This is a genomic window from Streptomyces iranensis (genome assembly GCF_017874715.1).
GTDB lineage: Bacteria > Actinomycetota > Actinomycetes > Streptomycetales > Streptomycetaceae > Streptomyces > Streptomyces iranensis.
On the sequence record NZ_JAGGLR010000004.1, the window covers coordinates 79,533 to 101,399 of the forward strand.

18 protein-coding genes and 1 riboswitch are annotated in these 21,867 nt (G+C 71.9%); of the genes, 9 read left to right on the plus strand and 9 right to left on the minus strand.

Translation table 11 applies throughout. From position 1 onward, the window contains the following. Positions 1–27: 27 nt before the first annotated feature. Positions 28–1,050 carry an adenosine deaminase gene (locus J2Z30_RS08350; RefSeq protein WP_044569524.1) on the plus strand — a complete coding sequence of 341 codons (1,023 nt, stop codon included), beginning with the start codon at positions 28–30 and terminating at the stop codon, positions 1,048–1,050. After that, the gene (locus J2Z30_RS08355) at positions 1,047–1,754 is read left to right on the plus strand and encodes a glycerophosphodiester phosphodiesterase (protein ID WP_044569525.1); all 708 of its coding nucleotides are present in this window, start codon (positions 1,047–1,049) and stop codon (positions 1,752–1,754) included. Before J2Z30_RS08350 ends, J2Z30_RS08355 begins: the two co-directional genes overlap by 4 nt. Positions 1,755–1,867: 113 nt before the next feature. Here the strand turns inward: J2Z30_RS08355 and J2Z30_RS08360 are convergent, their stop codons facing one another. Next, complete coding sequence (locus J2Z30_RS08360) at positions 1,868–3,319, minus strand: gamma-aminobutyraldehyde dehydrogenase (protein WP_044569527.1); 1,452 nt, start codon at positions 3,317–3,319, stop codon at positions 1,868–1,870. 178 nt (positions 3,320–3,497) lie between these two features. Here J2Z30_RS08360 and J2Z30_RS08365 point away from each other — a divergent pair, with 178 nt between their 5' ends. Next, a complete protein-coding gene (locus tag J2Z30_RS08365; RefSeq protein ID WP_020868121.1) occupies positions 3,498–3,971 on the plus strand; it encodes an Lrp/AsnC family transcriptional regulator in 474 nt (157 codons plus the stop codon). A 2-nt stretch (positions 3,972–3,973) separates the two neighbouring features. Next, on the plus strand, positions 3,974–5,335 hold the full coding sequence (locus tag J2Z30_RS08370; protein ID WP_044569528.1) for an aspartate aminotransferase family protein: 1,362 nt from the start codon (positions 3,974–3,976) through the stop codon (positions 5,333–5,335). A 42-nt stretch (positions 5,336–5,377) separates the two neighbouring features. On the opposite strand, the gene J2Z30_RS08375 is transcribed toward J2Z30_RS08370, so the two are convergent. Beyond that, on the minus strand, positions 5,378–7,180 hold the full coding sequence (locus J2Z30_RS08375) for a PucR family transcriptional regulator ligand-binding domain-containing protein (protein WP_044569530.1): 1,803 nt from the start codon (positions 7,178–7,180) through the stop codon (positions 5,378–5,380). Positions 7,181–7,421: 241 nt separating this feature from the next. Between J2Z30_RS08375 and J2Z30_RS08380 the strand changes: the two genes are divergently transcribed. The 5 genes from J2Z30_RS08380 (at position 7,422) to J2Z30_RS08400 (ending at position 13,982) form a co-directional block, all read left to right on the plus strand. Further along, positions 7,422–8,897, plus strand: coding sequence for a sodium:solute symporter family protein (locus tag J2Z30_RS08380; protein ID WP_044569531.1), 1,476 nt, complete (start codon positions 7,422–7,424; stop codon positions 8,895–8,897). 54 nt (positions 8,898–8,951) lie between these two features. Beyond that, a complete protein-coding gene (locus J2Z30_RS08385; RefSeq protein ID WP_044569532.1) occupies positions 8,952–10,646 on the plus strand; it encodes a thiamine pyrophosphate-binding protein in 1,695 nt (564 codons plus the stop codon). Between the two features lie 169 nt (positions 10,647–10,815). Beyond that, positions 10,816–11,541 carry an ABC transporter ATP-binding protein gene (locus J2Z30_RS08390; protein WP_044581327.1) on the plus strand — a complete coding sequence of 242 codons (726 nt, stop codon included), beginning with the start codon at positions 10,816–10,818 and terminating at the stop codon, positions 11,539–11,541. Further along, the gene (locus J2Z30_RS08395) at positions 11,523–12,779 is read left to right on the plus strand and encodes a hypothetical protein (protein WP_044569533.1); all 1,257 of its coding nucleotides are present in this window, start codon (positions 11,523–11,525) and stop codon (positions 12,777–12,779) included. Before J2Z30_RS08390 ends, J2Z30_RS08395 begins: the two co-directional genes overlap by 19 nt. A 105-nt stretch (positions 12,780–12,884) precedes the next feature. Next, a complete protein-coding gene (locus J2Z30_RS08400) occupies positions 12,885–13,982 on the plus strand; it encodes an LOG family protein (protein ID WP_044569534.1) in 1,098 nt (365 codons plus the stop codon). Positions 13,983–14,033: 51 nt separating this feature from the next. On the opposite strand, the gene J2Z30_RS08405 is transcribed toward J2Z30_RS08400, so the two are convergent. The 7 genes from J2Z30_RS08405 to pyrH all read right to left on the minus strand — a co-directional run bounded on the left by J2Z30_RS08405 (position 14,034) and on the right by pyrH (position 21,820). Then, positions 14,034–15,071, minus strand: coding sequence for an ABC transporter ATP-binding protein (locus J2Z30_RS08405; protein ID WP_044569535.1), 1,038 nt, complete (start codon positions 15,069–15,071; stop codon positions 14,034–14,036). Continuing rightward, on the minus strand, positions 15,072–16,685 hold the full coding sequence (locus tag J2Z30_RS08410) for an ABC transporter permease (RefSeq protein ID WP_044581328.1): 1,614 nt from the start codon (positions 16,683–16,685) through the stop codon (positions 15,072–15,074). Between the two features lie 95 nt (positions 16,686–16,780). Then, positions 16,781–17,854, minus strand: a complete 1,074-nt coding sequence (locus J2Z30_RS08415) for a thiamine ABC transporter substrate-binding protein (RefSeq protein ID WP_044569536.1) — start codon at positions 17,852–17,854, stop codon at positions 16,781–16,783. Further along, positions 17,850–17,954, minus strand: a riboswitch (TPP riboswitch). Its footprint overlaps the gene before it by 5 nt. A 73-nt stretch (positions 17,955–18,027) precedes the next feature. Beyond that, a complete protein-coding gene (rlmN, locus tag J2Z30_RS08420; RefSeq protein WP_044569537.1) occupies positions 18,028–19,134 on the minus strand; it encodes a dual-specificity RNA methyltransferase RlmN in 1,107 nt (368 codons plus the stop codon). A gap of 72 nt (positions 19,135–19,206) precedes the next feature. Next, positions 19,207–20,376, minus strand: a complete 1,170-nt coding sequence (locus J2Z30_RS08425) for a phosphatidate cytidylyltransferase (RefSeq protein WP_063790895.1) — start codon at positions 20,374–20,376, stop codon at positions 19,207–19,209. Beyond that, on the minus strand, positions 20,376–20,933 hold the full coding sequence (frr, locus tag J2Z30_RS08430) for a ribosome recycling factor (RefSeq protein WP_044569540.1): 558 nt from the start codon (positions 20,931–20,933) through the stop codon (positions 20,376–20,378). The genes J2Z30_RS08425 and frr overlap by 1 nt, the downstream gene beginning before the upstream one ends. Positions 20,934–21,037: 104 nt before the next feature. Continuing rightward, positions 21,038–21,820 carry a UMP kinase gene (pyrH, locus tag J2Z30_RS08435; protein ID WP_044569542.1) on the minus strand — a complete coding sequence of 261 codons (783 nt, stop codon included), beginning with the start codon at positions 21,818–21,820 and terminating at the stop codon, positions 21,038–21,040. Positions 21,821–21,867: the final 47 nt, after the last annotated feature.

Here is a 21,867-nt window from a genome sequence, read left to right on the forward strand (position 1 = left end):
GTCGGCGGGCGTCTCCCGGAGGTTTTGTTGACCGATCTGACCACCTTCATCGCCGGGCTGCCCAAGGCGGAGCTCCATGTGCACCACGTGGGATCCGCCTCGCCGCGCATCGTGGCCGAGCTGGCCGCCCGCCACCCCGACTCCAAGGTGCCCACCGATCCCGAGGCCCTCGCCGAGTACTTCGTCTTCCGGGACTTCGCGCACTTCATCGAGATCTATCTCTCCGTGGTGGACCTGATCCGCGACGCCGAGGACGTCCGGCTGCTGACCTACGAGATCGCCCGTGACATGGCCCGGCAGCACATCCGCTACGCCGAGCTGACCGTCACCCCCTACAGCTCGACCCGGCGCGGCATCCCGGACACCGCGTTCGTCGAGGCGATCGAGGACGCCCGTAAGGCCGCCGAGTCGGATTTCGGCACGGTGCTGCGCTGGTGCTTCGACATCCCCGGCGAGGCCGGTCTCGAGGCCGCCGAGGAGACCACCAGGATCGCCTGTGAGCTGAACCCCGAGGGGCTGGTCGGCTTCGGTCTCGGCGGTCCGGAGATAGGGGTGCCGCGCCCCCAGTTCAAGCCGTACTTCGACCGGGCCATCGCCGCCGGGCTGCGCAGTGTGCCGCATGCGGGCGAGACCACCGGGCCGGAGACGATCTGGGACGCCCTCGTCGAGCTGCGGGCGGAGCGCATCGGCCATGGCACCAGCGCCGTCCAGGACCCGAAGCTGCTCGCCCATCTCGCGGAGCACCGCATTCCGCTGGAGGTCTGCCCGACCTCCAACATCGCCACCCGCGCCGTCGCCACGCTCGGTGAGCACCCCCTGAAGCAGATGGTCGAGGCCGGGGTGTTGGTCACGATCAACAGCGACGACCCGCCGATGTTCGGCACCGACCTCAACACCGAGTACCAGGTCGCGGCCCGGCTGCTGGATCTGGACGCGGCGGGCGTAGCGGCCCTCGCCAAGAACGCGGTCGAGGCGTCCTTCCTGGACGCCGAGGGCAAGGCGCGGCTCTCGGCGGAGATCGACGCCTACACGGTGGTCGCGGGCCGATGAGACCGGCGGGGGCGGGATGCGTCCCGGTCGGCCACCGCGGCGACCCGTATGTGTGCCGTGAGAACACCCTGCCCTCGATCCGCTCCGCGGTTCGCGCGGGCGCGGGCGCGGTCGAGATCGACGTACGGCTGACCCGGGACGGTGTGCCGGTGCTGCTCCACGACGCCACGCTGAAGCGGCTGTGGGGCCGGGACCGGCCGCTGTCCGGGCTGACCGCCGACGAGGTGCGGCAGCTGACCGGCGGGGGCGTGCCGACCCTGCTCGAGGCCCTCGCCCGCACCGCCTCCACCCGGCTGCTGATCGACCTGCCGGACGCGTCGGCCGCGTCCGCCGCCGTCGCCCAGGTGCGGGAGAGCGGGGCGGCCGACCGGGTGTACTACTGCGGCGCCCTGGCGGCCCTGCACGCCGTGCGCCGCGCGGACCCGGACGCCGAGATCGCGCTGACCTGGACCACGCTGGCCCCACCGCGTCCGGCGCTGCTGGCCGCGCTGCGCCCCCGGTGGCTCAACTACCGCTTCGGGCTGGTCTCCCGGGAGCTGGTCGCCCGCCATCACGCCGACGGGCTGCTGGTCTCCGCCTGGACCGCCGATACCCGGCGGTCGATGTCCCGGCTGCTGCGGGCGGGCGTCGACGCGATCACCACCAACCGCGTCGCCGCCCTGGCGGCCCTGGTCCGGATGTCCCCCCTTGGTCATGACGGGTGACCCTGCCATGACCAAGTGACAAGCCCGGCGCGGGAATCGTCGGCCCGCGCGGCACGGGAACCAACCCGCCCCGGGCGGACATCGGCCCGCCCGGCGCGGGAATCAGCCCCGCATCAGCCCAGCGACGTCATGACGTGCTTGATGCGGGTGTAGTCCTCGAAGCCGTACGCGGACAGATCCTTGCCGTAGCCGGACTTCTTGAAGCCGCCGTGCGGCATCTCGGCGACCAGCGGGATGTGGGTGTTGATCCAGACGCAGCCGAAGTCCAGGGCCCTGGACATCCGCATCGCGCGGGCGTGGTCCTTGGTCCACACCGACGAGGCGAGCGCGTACTCCACACCGTTGGCGTAGGAGATGGCCTGCTCCTCGTCCGAGAAGGTCTGCACGGTGATGACCGGGCCGAAGACCTCGTTCTGGATGATCTCGTCGTCCTGCTTCAGTCCGGAGACCACGGTGGGCGCGTAGAAGAAGCCCTTGTCGCCGACCCGGTGGCCGCCCGCCTCGACCTTGGCGTGCGCGGGGAGCCGGTCGATGAAGCCGGTGACCTGGGCCAGCTGGTTGGCGTTGTTCAACGGGCCGTACAGCACGTCCTCGTCGTCCGGCGCGCCGGTCTTGGTCTCGGCGGCGGCCTTGGCGAGCGCGCTCACGAACTCGTCGTGGATGGACTCGTGGACCAGCACCCGGGTGGCGGCCGTACAGTCCTGCCCCGCGTTGAAGAAGCCCGCGACCGAGATGTCCTCGACCGCCTTGGGGATGTCGGTGTCCTCGAAGACCACGACCGGGGCCTTGCCGCCGAGCTCCAGGTGCACCCGCTTGATGTCCTTGGAGGCGCTCTCGGCGACCTGCTTGCCGGCCCGCACCGAGCCGGTGATGGACGCCATGGCGGGCACGGAGTGCTCGACCATCAGCCGGCCGGTCTCGCGGTCGCCGCAGATCACGTTGAAGACACCCTGCGGATGGCCCAGCTCCGCCAGCACCCCGCCGATGATCTCGGCGAACAGCACGGTGGAGGCGGGCGTGGTGTCCGAGGGCTTGATGACGACCGTGTTGCCCGCCGCCAGCGCCGGGGCGAACTTCCATACGGCCATCATCATCGGGTAGTTCCACGGTGCGACCTGGGCACACACCCCGACCGGCTCGCGCCGGATGATCGAGGTGAGCCCCTCCATGTACTCACCGGCCGAGCGGCCCTCCAGCATCCGGGCCGCGCCCGCGAAGAAGCGGATCTGGTCGATCATCGGCGGGATCTCCTCGTCCCGCGTGAGACCGATCGGCTTGCCGGTGTTCTCGGACTCGGCGGCGATCAGCTCCTCCGCCCGCGCCTCGAAGGCGTCGGCGATCTTGAGCAGGGCCTTCTGCCGCTCGCCGGGCACCAGGTCGCGCCAGGCCGGGAAGGCGGCCTCGGCGGCGGCCATCGCCGCGTCCACGTCCGCGGCGCCCGACAGCGGCGCGGTGGCGTAGGGCTCGCCCGTGGCCGGGTTGACCACCTCCGTGGTCCGCCCGTCCGCGGCGTCCCGGAACTCTCCGTCGATGTAATTGCGCAGACGACGCAGTTCGGTGGTCACGTGCCACCCCTCCTGTCAGCTGTCCGATGGGTGAGACACCCACAGTAGTCGCCGGTGCTGCGTTTTCAACATACCCGCCACACCAGAACGACGGAATCAGTGTTTTCGAGGTCTCTTAACGACGAAATACATCGAAGAAGGGTTGCGACACGGGCGAGGCTCGTGCACAGTGAGGGTCGTGGCCACACCTGACAAGAACGGCACGCCGACCCTCGACTCCGTATCCCTGGCGATCATCGAGCAGCTCCAGGAGGACGGTCGCCGGCCGTACGCCGCCATCGGAAAGGCCGTCGGGCTCTCCGAGGCCGCCGTACGGCAGCGTGTGCAGAAGCTGCTCGACCAGGGCGTGATGCAGATCGTCGCCGTCACCGATCCTCTCACCGTGGGGTTCCGGCGGCAGGCGATGGTCGGCATCAACGTCGAGGGCGATCTCGACCCGGTCGCGGACGCGCTGACCGCCATGGACGAGGTCGAGTACGTGGTCGTCACCGCGGGCTCCTTCGATCTCCTGATCGAGATCGTCTGCGAGGACGACGACCATCTCCTCGAAATGATCAACAAGCGGATCCGCACGCTGCCCGGTGTGCGCTCCACCGAGAGCTTCGTCTACCTCAAGCTCCGGAAGCAGACCTATACCTGGGGAACGAGATAGCAATGAGCGCCGACCTCTCCAAGACGGCGTACGACCACCTGTGGATGCACTTCACCCGCATGTCGTCGTACGAGAACTCCCCCGTGCCGACGATCGTGCGCGGTGAGGGTACGTACATCTACGACGACAAGGGCAAGCGGTACATCGACGGCCTGGCCGGCCTGTTCGTGGTCAACGCGGGCCACGGCCGGGTCGAACTGGCGGAGACGGCCTACAAGCAGGCCCAGGAGCTCGCCTTCTTCCCGGTGTGGAGCTACGCCCACCCCAAGGCCGTCGAGCTCGCCGAGCGGATCGCGGGCTACGCGCCCGGCGACCTGAACAAGGTCTTCTTCACCACGGGCGGCGGCGAGGCCGTCGAGACCGCGTGGAAGCTGGCCAAGCAGTACTTCAAGCTGACCGGCAAGCCCACCAAGTACAAGGTCATATCCCGGGCCGTCGCCTACCACGGCACCCCGCAGGGCGCCCTGTCGATCACCGGTCTGCCGGGGCTCAAGGCCCCCTTCGAACCGCTGGTCCCCGGCGCCCACAAGGTCCCCAACACCAACATCTACCGCGCCCCGATCTTCGGTGACGACCCCGAGGCGTTCGGCCGCTGGGCCGCCGACCAGATCGAGCAGCAGATCCTCTTCGAAGGCCCGGACACCGTGGCCGCGGTCTTCCTGGAGCCGGTGCAGAACGCGGGCGGCTGCTTCCCGCCGCCGCCCGGGTACTTCCAGCGGGTCCGCGAGATCTGCGACCGCCATGACGTGCTGCTCGTCTCGGACGAGGTCATCTGCGCCTTCGGGCGGCTGGGCACGATGTTCGCCTGCGACAAGTTCGGCTACGTCCCGGACATGATCACCTGCGCCAAGGGGATGACCTCCGGCTACTCCCCGATCGGCGCGTGCATCGTCTCCGACCGGCTCGCCGAGCCCTTCTACGAGGGCGACAACACCTTCCTGCACGGCTACACCTTCGGCGGCCATCCGGTCTCGTCCGCCGTGGCCCTGGCCAACTTCGACATCTTCGAGCGCGAGGGTCTCAACCAGCATGTGCTGGACAACGAGACCGCGTTCCGCTCCACGCTGGAGCGGCTGCACGATCTGCCGATCGTCGGCGATGTCCGGGGGAATGGTTTCTTCTACGGCATCGAGCTGGTGAAGGACAAGGCCACCAAGGAGTCCTTCGACGAGGAGGAGACCGAGCGGATCCTCTACGGCTTCCTCTCCAAGGCGCTGTTCGAGAACGGGCTGTACTGCCGGGCCGACGACCGCGGCGACCCGGTCGTCCAGCTGGCCCCGCCGCTGATCGCCGACCAGGCGGTGTTCGACGAGATCGAGCAGGTGCTGCGGACGGTGCTGACGGAGGCGTGGACCAAGCTCTGAGGCCGCCTCGGCAGCTCAAGCCCTGGCGTCTCAGGCCCAGCTTCACGCCCACTTGAGGGCGAACCACAGCTCCATACGGACATCCGCGTCGCCCAGGTCCACATCCAGCAGGGCCCCGGCGCGGGCGATCCGCTGACGGACCGTATTGCGGTGGACCTCCAGCGCCACCGCCGTACGGTCCCAGCTGCCGTGCAGCGACAGCCACACCCGCAGCGTCTCCAGCAGCGCCGGTGCGCCCTCGAGCGGCGCGAGCAGGGTCCGGCCGTGCGCCCCCGCCTCGGCCGGGTCCACCAGCGAGCCGACCCCGCCCGCACGGGCCGGGCCGTCCCGCACCAGCGGCACCCGCTCGGCGACCGCCCGCCGCAGCGCACGGGCGGCGTCGGCGCCGCCACGCGTCAGATCCGCGGCCGGTACCGGCGCCCCGACGCCGAGGGTCCAGCCGGGCTGCGCCCGTACCTCCCCCTCGCCCGGGACCAGGGCGCTCAGCGCGTCCCCGTCGAGGTCGACCAGCGGGGTCCCGAGCCCGGCCGCGAGCGCCGCCGTGGCCAGCAGCCCGTCGTCCCGGCCGCGGCCGCGCCGCCGCCCGTGCACCACGGTCCACAGCCCGCCGCCATCCGAGGGCTCGGGGGACGCCCCCGACTGCCCCGACGTGCCCGACTGCCGTGGCGTGCCCGACTGTCCCGGCGCGCCCGGCTGCCCCGGCGTACCCGACTGCCCCGGCGTCCTCGACTGTGCTGGCTGTCCCGGCGTGCCCGGCGTGCCCGGCTGTCCCGGCATACCCGGCTGCCCCGACTGTGCTGGCTGTCCCGGCGGACCCGGCTGCCGCGGCGTGCCCGACTGCCCCGGCGTACCCGGCTGCCGCGGCGTGCCCGACTGCCCCGGCGTGCCCGACTGTCCCTGCGAGGGACTCAGCAGCCCTGCCACCCGCGCCGGTTCGGCGCCGAGCATCAGCCGCACCAGCGCCGATGTGCGCTCGGCCTCGGCCCCGACCACCCGGCGGGCCGTCAGCAGCGACAGCAGCACCACGGCCACCCCCACGATCGCCCCGTCCGCCCCGTCCCGCCGGGGTGCGCAGACGCCGAGGGCGAGCCGGTCCTCCGGCCCCGCCGGGCCGCCCAGCCCGTACGCGGTCAGCAGCAGTTCCTCACCGGCCGCGCCGGTCGCCCTGCCCGCCGCCGAGGACGGGCCCGAGCGCAGCCGCGCCGCGAGCGCGCCGAGCGCCTTGCGGGCCTCGCGCGGCGGCCGCGGCCCGGCGGCCGCCAGCTCCGCGCCGTCCGGGGCGTCCGGACCGGCCGGGCCGTAGAGCACCGTCCAGGCCCCGAGGCGCTGGCCGAGCTGGCGCAGCACGGCCGGTACGGGGTGCGGGCGCGCCGCGGCCGTCGCCAGTGACTGCTGCGCCTCGGTGAGACTCCGCAGCTCATGGTGGCGGCGCTCGGCCATCGCGTCCCATACGGCGCTCGCCACGGCCGTGAAGGTCGTCTGCCGTGGCACTTCCACCAGCGGCAGCCCGTGCCGGTCGCACGCCTCGGCCAGCGCGCGGGGCACCGTGTCGTGCACCGGCGCGATGCCGAAGCCGAGCGCCGCCGCGCCCGCCTGAACCGTACGGGCCACATAGCGGTCCCAGTAGGTGCCGGCGCCCGCCGCCTCCGGGCAGTGCACCCCCGCGCTGAGCAGCAGCTCGCCGCCCAGCAGATACGGAACGGGGTCCTCCATCTCGCTGGTGTGGACGAAGTACACGGGCGTGTCCGTCTCGCGCCCGCCCGCGACCTGCCGCAACCCCAGGGCGGGGTGGCGAAGGAGGGTGGAGAGCGGGACGGGGGCCGTCGGGGGGACGCGGTCGTTCATCACGGCGGACCTCGCGTGGGGACGGTTCGTACATCCCGGGGATCGGGAGTGGAGGAAACGTACACTTCCCGGACGCTTCGGCGACACCTAGGGTCTCCGTCACTCCCCACATTCCCCACACTCCCCTGGGGCTCGATCCCCGCGGATCGCCGGGACCTCCCCGATCCCGTGCGTCCCCGCCCGCCCGACGTCCCGACCTCCCGACCGCCAGCCGACCCCCGCCGGACCGAGGAGCACCGCCATGACCGCTGTCGACTACACCGTGATCGTCGTCTATCTCGCGGGCATGCTCGCGCTCGGCTGGTGGGGGATGCGCCGCACCAGCTCCACCAGCGACTTCCTGGTCGCGGGGCGGCGGCTGGGGCCGCTGATGTACTCCGGGACGATGGCCGCGATCGTGCTCGGCGGCGCGTCCACCATCGGCGGCGTCGGGCTCGGCTATCAGTACGGGCTCTCCGGCGCCTGGATGGTCATCGCCATCGGCCTCGGGCTGCTGGCGCTGTCGGTCTTCTTCTCGGCGCGCATCGCCCGGCTCAAGGTCTACACAGTCAGCCAGATGCTGGATCTGCGCTACGGCGGCTCCTCCGGGCTGATCTCGGGCATCGTGATGTGGGCCTACACCCTGATGCTGGCGGTCACCTCGACCATCGCCTACGCCACCATCTTCGACGTGATCTTCGGTCTTGACCGGGTCGTCGCCATCGTGCTCGGCGGGGCGATCGTGGTCTGTTACTCGGCGCTCGGCGGCATGTGGTCGATCACCCTCACCGACATGGTGCAGTTCGTGGTCAAGACGGTGGGCGTGCTGCTCCTGCTGCTGCCGATCGCGGTGGTGAAGGCGGGCGGCTTCGACGCGATGAAGGCCGAACTCCCCCATGGCTACTTCTCCCCCATGGGCATCGGCGGCCAGACCGTCTTCACCTATGTGCTGATCTACTCCTTCGGCATGCTGATCGGCCAGGACATCTGGCAGCGGGTCTTCACCGCCCGCGATGACCGGGTCGCCCGCCTCGGCGGCACCGCCGCCGGTACGTACTGCCTGGCCTACGCGGTCGCGGGCGCGATCATCGGCACGGCGGCCAGGGTGCTGTACCCCAAGCTGGGCGCCCCGGACGACGCGTTCGCGACCATCGTCAAGGACGCCCTCCCGGTCGGCGTGAAGGGGCTGGTGCTGGCCGCCGCGCTGTCCGCGGTGATGTCCACCTCCTCGGGCGCGCTGATCGCCTGCGCGACGGTGGCCAACAACGACATCTGGGCCCGGCTGAGCGGCCGTACGCTCCGTACGGCCGGCGCCTCCCATGACGAGATCGGCGGCAACCGCGTCTTCATCCTCATCATGGGCGTCGCCGTGATCGGCATCTCCGTGGCGCTCAACGATGTCGTCGAGGCGCTGACCGTCGCCTACAACATGCTGGTCGGCGGGTTGCTGATGCCGATCCTGGGCGGGCTGCTGTGGAAGCGCGGCACCGGCGCGGGCGCACTGGCCTCGGTCGGTGTCGGCGGCCTTACGGTCATCGCGCTGATGGGGTGGAAGGGCATCCTCGCCAACGAGCCCATCTACTTCGGGCTGCTGGCCTCGCTGGTGGCGTATGTGGCGGTCAGCCTCGCCACCAAGCCGACGGACGCGGCGATCCTGGACGTCTGGCGGCGGCGGCTGGCCGGTGAGCCCGCCGCCCCCGTCTCGGAGACCACCAGTCGGGCCACCGCGGGCGCCTGACACCGCATCACGCTCGCTCTCTTCGATACACATCGTCAGAAAGGCACCAAACCCATGCCCACCGCACAGCGCGCGCGTCACGGCGGCGATCTCGTCGTGGAGTCCCTCACCGCGCTCGGGGCGAGCACCGTGTTCGGGCTTCCCGGACAGCACGCCCTCGGGGCGTTCGACGCGCTGCGGCGGTCCGGGCTCACCTATGTGGGGCTGCGGGTGGAGAACAACGCCGGGTTCGCCGCCGACGCCTTCGCGCGGGTCACCGGCACAGTGGCACCGCTGCTGGTGTCCACCGGGCCGGGGGCGCTCATGACGCTCGCCGCGCTGCAGGAGTCGGCGGCGGCGTCCGCGCCGGTCCTCGCCATCGGCAGCCAGGTGCCGACGGCGGGGCTGGGCGGCGGGCGCAAGGGCTATCTGCATGAACTCGTGGACCAGAAGGCGTCGTTCCGCGACGTGGTGAAGTCCGTCCACACGGTCCGTACCGCCTCCCAGATCCCCTCCGCGGTCGCCGCCGCCTGGGCGTCCGCGCTGGAGGCCCCCGCCGGGCCGGTGTGGCTGGAGATCCCGCAGGACGTGCTGCTCGCACCGGTCTCCGTGCCGCCGGTGACCTCGCTGCGGGCCGAGCCCCGGCCGCTGCCGCCCCGGCCCGAGCTGACGGCGGAGGCCGTGAGGCTGCTGAACGCCGCCGAGCGTCCGGTGATCCTGGCCGGGGGCGGAGTGGTGCGCGCCGGGGCGCGGCAGGAGCTGCGGGCGCTGGCCGAGGCGCTGGACGCCCCCGTGGCAACGACCTTCGGCGGCAAGGGCGCGTTTCCGTGGGATCACCCGCTCTCGCTCCAGTCCTGGCTGGAGGACGCGCACACCACCGAGTTCCTGGAGGACGCCGACGTCCTGCTGGTCGTCGGCTCCGGGCTCGGTGAACTCTCCTCCAACTACCACACGTTCAGCCCGCGAGGCCGTCTCGTACAGATCGAGGCCGACCTCGGCAAGCTGGAGTCCAACCATCCGGCGCTCGGCATCCACGCCGACGCCCGCGAGGCGCTGGCCGCCCTCACCGAGGCCGTGACGCCCCGCCCGCCGGGCCCGGCGGCCAAGGCCGCGGCCGGGCTGCTCACCCGGGTGCGGGAGCGGATCGACGCGCAGGGCCTGGAGCTGGAGCGGCGGGTGCTGGACGCGGTGCGGGACGCGCTGCCCGATGACTCCCCCAGCTTCTGGGACATGACGATCCTCGCCTACTGGGCCTGGTCCGCCTTCGATCCCCGTGCGGGCGCCCTGCACTCGGCGCAGGGCGCGGGCGGCCTCGGCTACGGCTTCCCGGCCGCCCTCGGTGCAGCCGCCGCGGATCGCGGACGGCCGGTGCTGGCCGTGTCGGGCGACGGCGGCGCCATGTACTCGATCGCCGAACTCGCGACCGCCCATCAGTGTCAACTCCCCATCACCTGGCTGATCGTGGACGACGGCGGCTACGGCATCCTGCGCGAGTACATGACGGACACGTTCGGCGAGGCGACCGCCACCGAGCTGTCCCGCCCGGACTTCGTCGCGCTGGCCGAGTCCTTCGGCGTCCCGGCGGTCCGCACCACACCCGAGCGGCTGCGCGCGGACCTCGCCGACGCCCTCGCGGCCCCCGGGCCGTCGGTCGTGGTACTGCCCGCGCTGCTGCGGATGTTCGCGCCCACCCACCTCGACCGGCTCACCGACGGCGGCCACGATGGCGGCCACGGTCCCGATGGCGACCCCGGTTCCGATCAGCGCTGATCGGAGCCCGACCCCGATCAGGGCTGATCGGAGGAAATGGGGGCCACCCGCGCCGAGCCTGGGCGCGGGCCCCCACCCGAGTCCTTACCGTGCCAGTGACCCATTGGCTCCGCGCTCGTTCCCCCAACCGGGGGAACGAGACGGTCGCAGGTAAGGCGAGGTGCTCGCGATGGTGGCTCCGCCGGACGACGACATGCTCGCGGCACGCACCGTGTCGTACGCCTACGGCGGCTCGCCCGCCCTCACCGGGGTCTCCCTCGGCGCCCGGAAGGGCGAGATCGTCGCCGTCACCGGTCCGCGCGGCTGTGGCAAGACCACCCTCCTCGCCTGTCTGGCGGGCCAACTCGTCCCGGACAGCGGGGAGGTGTGGTTCAAGGGCGTGCCCGTGCACTCCCTCCCTCCACTCGGCCTCGAACGGCTGCGGCGCGAGCACTTCGGCTGGATCGGCACCGAACCCCAGCTCGTCCCCGAGCTCACCGCCTGGGAGAACGCGGCGCTCGCCCTGATGCTGCGCGGCACCGGGCGGCGCGCCGCGAAGAGCGCCGCATGCGAATGGCTGGACCGGCTCGACATCGGCGAGTGCGCCCGAGCGCGGCCCGCCGCACTGCTGCAGTCGCAGCGCCAGCGGGTCGCGCTCGCCCGCGCGCTGGCCGCCGGGCCCAGCGTGCTCTTCGCCGACGAGCCCACCGCCCCGCTGCACCAGACCGACCGCGCCCAGCTGCTGCGCACCCTCACCTCGGCGGCCCGCTCCCACGGCATCACCGTGGTCCTCGCGACGCATGACCAGGAGGTGGCCACCCTCGCCGACCACACCGTCGCCCTGCTCGACGGGCGCCGGATGGGCTCGGACCCCTCCGAGGCGGAAGGCAGGGCCGCGTGCTCAGCCTCCGCCTAGCCCGCGGCGCCCGCCCGTCGGTGCTGCTGCGGCGGTCGCTGGTCACCGTCGCGGCGGCGGGCGCGAGCTTTCTGCTGCTGAGCGCCCTCGGGTTCGCCTCGGGCCATCCAGACGACTCGCAGGGAGCGGTGGGGCGGCTGCTGTGGTGCCTGGTACCGCTGGCCGCGACCGTCCAGCTGGCCATCGCCGTGGGCCGCGCCGACCCCAGCACCGGCCCTGGCCCCGGTTTCGCCGCGGCCGGAGTCGGCCCGGCTCGGGCGGCGCTGCTCGCGGCGGTCTCGATGGCGGCCGCCTGTGCGCTCGGCGGTGTGCTGGCGCTGCTGGTCTTCCTGCATCTGCGCGGCGATCTCGGGGACTCCTGGCTGGGCTGGGCCGGAAGCGGGGCGGCCGGCCGGCAGCTCGGCGGCGGCTGGCCGCTGCCCTTGGCCGGTACGGTCACGCTGCTCGCCGTCGTCCCCATGGTGGTGGGTGCCGCGTGTGCGGCCGGACTGTGGCCCCGGCAGCCGAGGGCGGTCCACCAGCCGGTCCGCGGACCGCGGGGCGCCCGCCGCCCGGCGGCCCCGGCCCGGCCCACCGTCGTGACGGGGCCGGTCGCGCCCCGGCCCCACCAGGCCGCCTCCGGACTTCCCTGGGGCATCGCCCTGACCGCGGCCGGACTCGCCCTGCAGGCGTACGCGAGCGGTAACGCGCCCCCGCTCCCCGACGCCCTGCTCGCCGTGCCGGGCCGACTCGGCGGCAACCCGCCCGGTGTGGTGGGTGGCTGGGCGCTGGCGGCGCTCGGGCTGGTGCTGGCCGGGCCCGGCCTCACCCATCTGTGCGGCAGGCTGCTGGCCGTGGGCCGGCCTGGCGTGCTGCGGCTGCTCGCCGGGCGGATGCTCCAGCAGGAGGCCGGGCTGATCGGACGCCCGGTCGGCGCGCTGTGTGCCCTGGCCGCCGCCGGATTCACCGTCCTCGAACTGTACGGAAGGGCCTCCGGGCCGTCCGGCGCCCATGCCTTCGGCCCGCTCACCGGCCTGGGCGCGGCCCTGGTCACGCTGTGCGCCGCTGCCACGACCCTGACCGCGGTCGTGGAAGCGAGGAGCGCGCGTGAGCGCACGACGGCCGCCCTGGTCCGCCTGGGCGCCCCGGCCCGGCTGCTCCGCGGGGCGGCCGCGCTGCGCGCGACGGCCCTGCTGGCGCTCCTGGTGCCGCTGGTGTGGGTGGTGGCGCATCTCACGGCGATGCCGTTCCACCGCTGAAAATCCCGGGTGTCGGTGTTCATGCCTGGATTGTGCGGCGAAGCGGCCCGGTCATGATTGCCCCAATCCACAGCCCCATACCTCCGGTGTGATTAGCATGTCGGCGTGCAGGAACCAGACTGGGAAATAGAGTCCATCGAGGAGTTCGACCAGGTCGTCGCCCGCGGCACCCTGGCCGGGTTCCGGGTCCAGTCCGTGGACCTGACAGGCCGTACGGCCGCGCTCCTCTCCACCGACACCAGCGAGTCCGTCTTCCTCGGCTGCCCGATGGAGACCGAGGCGGCGGCGAAGGTCCGGGCCGGGGGCGCGCTGGTGTTCCCGCCGGTGCCGGATCTGCCGTTCGATCCGTACCGCGGCACGCTCTACTCCCCCGCGGAGCTCTTCGGGGGCCTCACAGAACACGGTTACGCGCGGACGCCGGACGCGCTCGCCTACGCCTGGTTCCAGCGGACCAAGACCGACGGCGACATCTTCGCCTCGATGCTGCGCTCCATCCACGACGACGCGGTCTCCGACGCGCTCGACGAGTTCCTCGTCGGGACGCGGGTGGTGGGCGTCATGGGCGGCCACGCGCTGGAGCGCGGCTCCGACGGATTCGCGGGCGCCGCACGGCTCGGCCGGGCTCTGGCGCGGACCGGCCTCACGGTCGCGACGGGCGGCGGGCCCGGCGCGATGGAGGCCGCGAACCTGGGCGCCTACGCGGCCCCGCACGAGGACGCGGTGCTGGACGAGGCGCTCGAACTGCTCGGCGAGACGCCCTCCTTCCGGCCGTCCATCGGGGCCTGGGCCGAGGCCGCCCTCGCGGTGCGCGAGCGCTGGCCGGACGGCGGGGCGTCGGTCGGCATCCCCACCTGGTTCTACGGGCATGAGCCGCCGAACGCGTTCGCCTCGCACATCGCCAAGTACTTCGCCAACGCCACCCGTGAGGACGGGCTGCTGGCGCGCTCGACCGCGGGCGTGGTCTTCCTGCCCGGCGCCGCCGGGACCGTCCAGGAGATCTTCGACAACGCGACGCCGAACTACTACGAGTCGCGCGGTGAGCCGACCCCGATGGTGCTGGTGGACCGGGACCACTGGACCCGGCGGCTGCCGACCTGGCCGCTGCTCGAAGCGCTCGCGGAGGGACGGTCCATGAAGGCCCGTATCGCTCTGGTGGACTCGGTGGACGAGGCACCCGAGGCACTGCTGTCGATGCTGGGCTGAACCGGCGTCGAGGAAGCGCCGAGTACCAGCGGAGGGCAAGGGGCCCCGGCGTCAGGGCTCGGGGTCCAGGAGCACCACGTCGGCCGGGTCGATGACCGCCCCGGCCCGGACCCCCGCCTCCGGGGCGTCCCGCAGGGCACAGGAGGCCTCCAGACGCGGCGCGGCCGGGTCCGACAGCCGCAGGATGAGCGCCACATGGTCGCCGCGGAAGGTGCGCGCCGCCACGGTGCACGCAAGCCCCTCCTCGGGGTCCGTCAGCCGCACCCCGGCGGGGCGGACCAGCAGCCTGCCGGGGCCCGGCCGGGAGCCGGGCGGCACGGGCAGCTTGCCCCATACGGTGTCGGCGACCTCGCCGTGCACGATCGCCTCGACCACATTGTCGAAGCCGAGGAACCGGGCGACGAACTCGGTGGCGGGCCGCTGCCACACCTCCAGCGGGGTGCCGGTCTGGGCGATCCGGCCGTTCTCCATCACCACCACCCGGTCCGCGAGCGCGAACGCCTCCCCCTGGTCGTGGGTGACCGCGAGAACGGTGGTGCCCAGCCGTTCGAAGAGCTCGCGCAGCTCCACCACCAGCCGCTCCCGCAGCCCCCGGTCGAGCTGGCCCAGCGGCTCGTCCAGCATCAGCAGCTTGGGCCGCGGGGCCAGCGCGCGGGCGAGCGCCACCCGCTGCTGCTCACCGCCGGAGAGCGAGTCGACGGGGCGGCGCTGGGCGCCCGGCAGCCCCACGAGCTCCAGCAGTTCGGCGACCCGGCGATCCGCCTCCGCGCGGCCCACCTTGCGCATCCGCAGCCCGAAGGCGACATTCCCGCCAACGTCCCGCTGCGGGAACAGCTGGTGGTCCTGGAACATCAGCCCCACGCCGCGCCGGTGCGTGGGCACCCCGCTCTGGTCGCGTCCGGCGAGCCACACCCGGCCGGTGTCGGGGCGCTGCAGCCCGGCCACCACGCGCAGCATGGTGGACTTGCCGCTTCCGCTCGGCCCCAGCACACAGACCGTCTCGTGCTCGGCGACCTCCAGGTCCACGGCGTCCAGCGCGTCGCGCCGGCCGAACCTTACGGTCACCTCGTCCAGTCGCAGCAGCGTCATTCAGAACTCTCCGGAACGGTCGGTGCGGATGCGCTCGAGCGCCAGCAGCGATCCGGCGCAGACCAGCATCAGGATCGTGCTCAGGGCCATCGCCTGCCCGTAGGTGAGCTGTCCGGCCCGGCCCAGGAAGCGGGCGATGGCCACCGGGAGGGTCGGGTGGTCGGGGCGCGCGATGAAGACGGTCGCCCCGAACTCGCCCAGGGAGACGGCGAACGCGAAGCCCGCCGCGACCGCCACGGCCCGTCCGACCAGCGGCAGGTCCACCTCCCGCCAGACCCGCCACGGGGACGCCCCGAGCACGGCCGCCGCCTCCCGGAGCCGGTGGTCCACCGCCCGCAGCACCGGCAGCATGGTCCGTACGACGAAGGGCACGCCCACCAGGGCCTGGGCGAGCGGCACCAGGACCCAGGAGGCGCGCAGATCCAGCGGGGGCTCGTCCAGGGCGATCAGGAACCCGAATCCCACGGTGACGGCCGAGGTGCCCAGCGGCAGCATCAGCAGCGCGTCGAAGCCCCGTACCAGCCTGCCCGCCCTACGGGTGAGGGCCGCGGCGGCGAGACCGCCCACGACGAGGGCGAAGACGGTGGCGACCGCCGCATACCACAGGGAGTTCCCGACGGCCTCCATGGGAGCCACGAAGAAGGTGCCCCCGCTGTCGGCGGCCGACAGCAGCGCCTCGTAGTAGGTGAACCCGTAGCCGTCCGGTCCGTTCAGCGAGCGCTCCACCAGCACCGCGAGCGGTGTCACGATCAGCAGCGCGACCACCGCCAGCACGCCCCACAGCAGCGCCCACTGGGCCGGGCCCTTCGGGCGGCGCGCGGTGCGGCCCGGGTCGACGAGCCGCAGGGCGCTCTCGCGGCGCCTTACGGTCCACGCGTGCAGGGCCAATACGGCCGCGACCGCGGCGAACTGGACGAGGGTCAGCACCGCGGCCGTGGGGAGGTCGAGCAGTTGCGCGGTCTCCCGGTAGATCGCCACCTCCAGGGTGGCGTAGCGGGGGCCGCCCAGGATCTGGATCACACCGAAGGAGGTGAAGGTGAACAGGAACACCATCAGCGCGGCGGCGGCCACGGCCGGTGCCAGGGCGGGCAGCGTCACCCGGCGCCAGGCCGACAGCGGGCTCGCGCCGAGCACCCGCGCGGCCTCCTCCTGGCGCGGGTCGAGCTGGGCCCACAGCCCGCCCACGGTCCTGACGACGACCGCGTAGTTGAAGAAGACGTGGGCCAGGAGGATCGCCCAGACGGAGGTGTCCAGCCGCACCCCCCACAGCTCGTCCAGCAGCCCGCCCCGGCCGAGCACGGCCAGGAAGGCCGATCCGGCGACGACGGTCGGCAGGACGAACGGCACGGTCACCACGGCCCGCAGCAGCCCCTTGCCGGGGAAGTCGAAGCGGGCGAAGACATACGCGCCGGGCAGCGCCACAGCGAGCGTGAGGGCGGTCGACGCGACCGCCTGCCAGCAGGTGAACCACAGGACGTCCAGCGTCGCCGGATCGGTCACCACCTCGGCGATCCGGCCGAACCGCCACCGCCCGCCGACGCGCAGCCCCCTGGTGACGATGGCGGCCACGGGATAGGCGAAGAAGACCGCGAAGAAGGCGAGCGGCACCGCCATCAGAGCGAGCCGGAGGGCGATCGCGCGACGGCCGCCGTGGTCCGCCTTGTCGGCCTTACGGTGGCCGTCGGCCTTCTTACGGTTCTCGCGAGGCTCTACAGGACCAGCGAGGACCATGTCTTGACCCACGGCTCACGGTTCTTGGCGATCTTCCGCGGCGCCAGGGTGGCCGAGTCGGCGATCCTGACCCCGTATCGGGTGAACAGCTCCGGCAGCTTGGCGTCCTCGCGCGCCGGGTTGACGAACATGTTCAGCGGGACGTCCTCCTGGAACCGCTTGCTCAGCAGGAAGTCCAGCAGCGCCCTGCCGCCCTTTGCGTTGCCCGCGCCGCTCAGCAGCCCGGCGAACTCCACCTGCCGGAAGCAGGTGCCCGTCGCCACCCCGGTGGGGGCCTTCGCGGGCTTGCTCTTGGCGTCGGCCACCTCGGCGGGCGGGCTGGAGGCATAGGAGACGACGAGCGGCCGGTCGCCCTTGCCGCCGCCCGCCGAACCGGAGAACCGGTCGTAATACGCCTGCTCCCAGCCGTCGACGACCTCGACGCCGTTGGCCCGCAGCTTCTTCCAGTAGCCCTTCCAGCCGTCGTCGCCGTACTTCGCGGCCGTGGCGAGGAGGAAACCGAGACCGGGGGACGAGGTGGCCGCGTTCTCGGTGACGAGGAGGTTCTTGTAAGCGGGCTTGGTCAGATCGTCCAGCGTCCGGGGCGGCGTCAGCTTCTTGTCGGCGAAGTACTTCCGGTCGTAGTTGACGCAGATGTCGCCGAAGTCGACGGGGGTGACGCGGCGTTCGGCCCGGTCGAGCTGCAGGGCCGCCGGGACCTTGTCGAGTCCCTTCGCCGCGTAGGAGGTGAACAGGTCGTTGTCGAGCGCGCGGGAGAGGAGCGTGTTGTCGACGCCGAAGAACACATCGCCCTGGGGGTGACCCTTGGACAGGATCGCCTGGTTGACGGCAGCTCCGGCGTCGCCCCCGGCCTGCACGCGCACCTTGTAGCCGGTCTCCTTGGTGAACTCCTTGAGGACCGCCTTGGAGGCCGCGAACGAGTCATGCGTGACCAGGGTGACCGTCTTGGAGTCCGAGCCGCTCTTGGTGTCCTCGCCGCAGCCGATGAGCGCGCCCAGGGCCAGTGAGCCCAGGAGGGCGCCCGAGATGGCACGCCGAAGCTGGCTGATCATGGTGATACTGACTCCCTACGCCGGTATGACCCGGATCAGGTCCGAGGGTCTGCGGCCGTGCCGCACTCTCAGCGCTCTGAGCGCTCCCCTGTCGGAATGTTCACTTGTACGGACATTCACTTCTATGACGATCGCATGATGCAACGATGCCCAGGCACCGTATCAGCCGGTGCTCAGCGCTCCGAAGCCGCCAGCTGCCCGCAGGCCCCGTCGATCTCCTGGCCCCGGGTGTCCCGGACGGTCACCGGCACCCCATGGGCCTCCAGAGCCGCCACGAACGCCTTCTCGTCCTCGGGCCGCGACGCCGTCCACTTGGAACCGGGCGTCGGGTTGAGCGGGATGAGGTTCACATGCACCCGGTGGCTCTTGAGCAGCCGGCCGAGCAGATCGGCGCGCCACGCCTGGTCGTTGATGTCCTTGATCAGCGCGTACTCGATGGAGATCCGGCGGCCGGACTTCTCCGCGTACTCCCACGCGGCGTCCAGGACCTCGCGCACCTTCCAGCGGGTGTTGACCGGAACGAGGGTGTCGCGCAGCTCATCGTCGGGCGCGTGCAGCGACACCGCGAGCCGGCACTTGAAGCCCTCGTCCGCCAGCCGCAGCATCGCCGGGACGAGGCCGACGGTCGAGACGGTGATACCGCGCTGCGACAGACCGAGCCCGTCGGGCTCGGGGTCGGTGAGCCGGCGGATGGCGCCGACGACGCGGTTGTAGTTGGCCAGCGGCTCGCCCATGCCCATGAAGACGATGTTGGACAGCCGGGCCGGGCCACCGGGGATCTCCCCGTCCCGGAGGGCCCGCATCCCGTCGACGATCTGGTGCACGATCTCGGCGGTGGACAGATTCCGGTCCAGCCCCGCCTGCCCGGTGGCGCAGAACGGGCAGTTCATCCCGCAGCCCGCCTGTGAGCTGATGCACATGGTGACCCGGTCCGGGTAGCGCATCAGGACGGACTCCACGAGCGTGCCGTCGAACAACCGCCACAGCGTCTTGCGCGTGGTGTCGTCGTCACAGCTGATGTGCCGCACCACGCTCATCAGATCCGGCAGCAGCCCGGCGGCCAGCTTCTCGCGCGCGGCGGCCGGAATGTCGGTCCACTGAGCGGGGTCGTCGGCATAGCGCACGAAGTAGTGACGCGACACCTGACCTGCCCGGAAGGGCTTCTCCCCGAGGGCGGCGACGGCCTCCCGGCGCTCGGCGGGCGTGAGGTCGGCAAGATGCCGCGGGGGCTTCTTGGCCCCACGCGGCGCGACGAAGGTGAGTTCTCCGGGCTTAGGCATGGTTCACCCAGTGTCGCAGACGTACGAAGGGCCCCGCGCCGGGAGTGGCGCGGGGCCCGTGGGCGGGCGTGGTCAGCCGCCACCCACGAAGATCACCAGCAGCAGCCACACCACCGGCGCGGTGGGCAGCAGCGAGTCGAGCCGGTCCATGATCCCGCCATGGCCGGGCAGCAGCTTGCCCATGTCCTTGATGCCGAGGTCGCGCTTGATCATGGACTCGCCGAGGTCGCCGAGGGTCGCGCTGACCGCGGCGGCGAGGCCGAGCAGCAGGCCCTGCCACCAGACGCCGTCGTCGATGAGGTACTGCATGCACAGCGCACCCGCGACCATCGCGAAGGCCACCGCGCCCATCAGCCCCTCCCGGGTCTTGCCGGGGCTGATGCGCGGGGCCAGCGGATGCTTGCCGAAGCGCCAGCCCACCGCGTACGCCCCCGTGTCGCTGACCACGGTCAGCAGCAGGAAGGTCAGGACCCGCCACGGGCCGTCGTCGGTGTCGAGCATGAGCGCCACGAAAGTGGCCAGAAACGGCACGTAGAAGGCAGCGAAGACGCCCGCGGTGACGTCCCTGAGGTAGTTGTCGGGCGGCTCGGTCATCCGCCAGACCAGCACCGCGAGCGCCGTAAGGGCGACCGCCACCACCGCGCCCTGGGCACCGCGCACATAGCCGGCGACGACCATGGCGACCCCGCCGACGGCGAGCGGCACCAGGGGGACCCGGATGTCCTTGCGCTCGGTCAGCCTCGAGGTCAGCTCCCAGAGCCCGACCACCACCGCGACCGCCACCACGCCGACGAACACGGGCTTGTAGATGAAGAGCGAGGCCAAGATGAGCACACCGAGGCCGATGCCCACCCCTATCGCGGCGCGCAGGTTCCGGCCCGCGCTCTTCTTGCCCTGCCCGGTGCCGGGCGCGCCGTCGGCGGAGGCCGGGTCGGGCGCGGGGTCGGGGGGCGTCGGCCGGCGCCCGTCGGGCTGCCGGGGGCCGGGCTGCGGCTCCCGCTCATCGCGGAAGAGGGGGCCGCTCAGCCGAGCGGCCCCCCGGTCACGGTCGGCGGCCTCGCCGGAGTCGCCGCCTGCGTGGGGCACGGTGGGCATGGGGCGAGTTTGCGCCGCCCCACCCACCTCGTGCGCGGGACCCGCCGAAGAAGTGGGCACCTCCCAGCCATAGCCGGGGGAGGTGCCCTGACGGCCCGGTCCCCGGAGTCCGGCGCTTGGTGGGGCCCCCCAGGAAGAGTCGTTCATCAGACCTCGAGCAGCTCGGCTTCCTTGTGCTTGAGCAGCTCATCCACCTGCGCGACATACTTCGCGGTGGTGTCGTCGAGCTCCTTCTCCGCGCGGCGCCCCTCGTCCTCGCCGACCTCGCCGTCCTTGATCAGCTTGTCGATCGACTCCTTGGCCTTGCGGCGGACGCTGCGGATCGAGATCTTCGCGTCCTCGCCCTTGCCCTTGGCGACCTTGATGAACTCCTTACGGCGCTGCTCGGTGAGCTCGGGGAACACCACACGGATGATGTTGCCGTCATTGCTCGGGTTGACGCCCAGATCGGAGTCCCGGATCGCCTGCTCGATGTTGCGGAGCGCGGTCTTGTCGAACGGCGTGACCACGGCCATCCGCGGCTCCGGCACCGAGAACGACGCCAGCTGATTGATCGGCGTCAGCGCACCGTAGTAGTCCGCCACGATCTTGTTGAACATCGCCGGGTGCGCACGCCCGGTGCGGATCGCGGCGAAGTCCTCCTTGGCGACCACAACGGCTTTCTCCATCTTCTCCTCGGCCTCGAGGAGGGTCTCTTCGATCACCACTTGCTCCTGGTGTTATCAGTAAGCAGAGCCTCGCCCCTGCGTGCGTCTTCTCCTGCACGGTGTCCGACCGGCAGGCCGTTGTCCATCCCCCGTTCGAGCCGTCAGGCCCGGGAGCCCTGGTCGCTCACCAGCGTGCCGATCTTCTCACCCTTCACCGCACGCGCGATGTTTCCTTCGGCCAGGAGCTCGAAGACGAGGATGGGCAACTTGTTGTCCCGGCACAGGGTGATCGCGGTGGCGTCGGCCACCTTGAGGTCCCGGGTGATCACCTCGCCATACTCCAGGGCGTCGAACTTCACCGCGTCGGGGTTGCGGGCGGGGTCGGAGTCATAGACCCCGTCCACGCCGTTCTTGCCCATGAGCAGGGCCTGCGCGTCGATCTCCAGCGCTCGCTGGGCCGCGGTGGTGTCCGTGGAGAAGTACGGCATACCCATACCCGCGCCGAAGATGACCACACGCCCCTTCTCCAGATGGCGCACCGCACGCAGCGGAATGTACGGCTCCGCGACCTGGCCCATGGTGATGGCGGTCTGGACGCGGGAGTCGATGCCCTCCTTTTCCAGGAAGTCCTGGAGGGCGAGACAGTTCATGACGGTTCCGAGCATGCCCATGTAGTCCGAGCGGGCCCGGTCCATACCGCGCTGCTGCAGCTCCGCACCGCGGAAGAAGTTACCGCCGCCGATGACGATGGCGATCTCGGCACCGTCCCTGACCACGGCAGCGACCTCGCGGGCGATGGCGTGCACGACATCGGGATCGACACCGAGTCCCCCGCCTCCGGCGAACGCCTCGCCGGACAGCTTCAGCAGGAAGCGACCGTGTGGGGCCACGCCCTGTGCCTTCTTGTCATCGGCGGCCTGTTTGGCGTCCGCGCCGTGATTCATTGGAGATCTCCTCGTGCACATACGAAGAAGGCCACTGCCGGACGGGT

Bases quoted from the DNA above. Each gene is read 5' to 3' on its own strand.
- J2Z30_RS08355 (WP_044569525.1), top strand. From the start codon at position 1,047: ATGAGACCGGCGGGGGCGGGATGCGTCCCGGTCGGCCACCGCGGCGAC.
- J2Z30_RS08370 (WP_044569528.1), top strand. From the start codon at position 3,974: ATGAGCGCCGACCTCTCCAAGACGGCGTACGACCACCTGTGGATGCAC.
- J2Z30_RS08375 (WP_044569530.1), bottom strand. From the start codon at position 7,180: ATGAACGACCGCGTCCCCCCGACGGCCCCCGTCCCGCTCTCCACCCTC.
- J2Z30_RS08380 (WP_044569531.1), top strand. From the start codon at position 7,422: ATGACCGCTGTCGACTACACCGTGATCGTCGTCTATCTCGCGGGCATG.
- J2Z30_RS08385 (WP_044569532.1), top strand. From the start codon at position 8,952: ATGCCCACCGCACAGCGCGCGCGTCACGGCGGCGATCTCGTCGTGGAG.
- J2Z30_RS08390 (WP_044581327.1), top strand. From the start codon at position 10,816: ATGGTGGCTCCGCCGGACGACGACATGCTCGCGGCACGCACCGTGTCG.
- J2Z30_RS08405 (WP_044569535.1), bottom strand. From the start codon at position 15,071: ATGACGCTGCTGCGACTGGACGAGGTGACCGTAAGGTTCGGCCGGCGC.
- J2Z30_RS08410 (WP_044581328.1), bottom strand. From the start codon at position 16,685: ATGGCGGTGCCGCTCGCCTTCTTCGCGGTCTTCTTCGCCTATCCCGTG.
- J2Z30_RS08415 (WP_044569536.1), bottom strand. From the start codon at position 17,854: ATGATCAGCCAGCTTCGGCGTGCCATCTCGGGCGCCCTCCTGGGCTCA.
- rlmN (WP_044569537.1), bottom strand. From the start codon at position 19,134: ATGCCTAAGCCCGGAGAACTCACCTTCGTCGCGCCGCGTGGGGCCAAG.
- J2Z30_RS08425 (WP_063790895.1), bottom strand. From the start codon at position 20,376: ATGAACGACTCTTCCTGGGGGGCCCCACCAAGCGCCGGACTCCGGGGA.
- pyrH (WP_044569542.1), bottom strand. From the start codon at position 21,820: ATGAATCACGGCGCGGACGCCAAACAGGCCGCCGATGACAAGAAGGCA.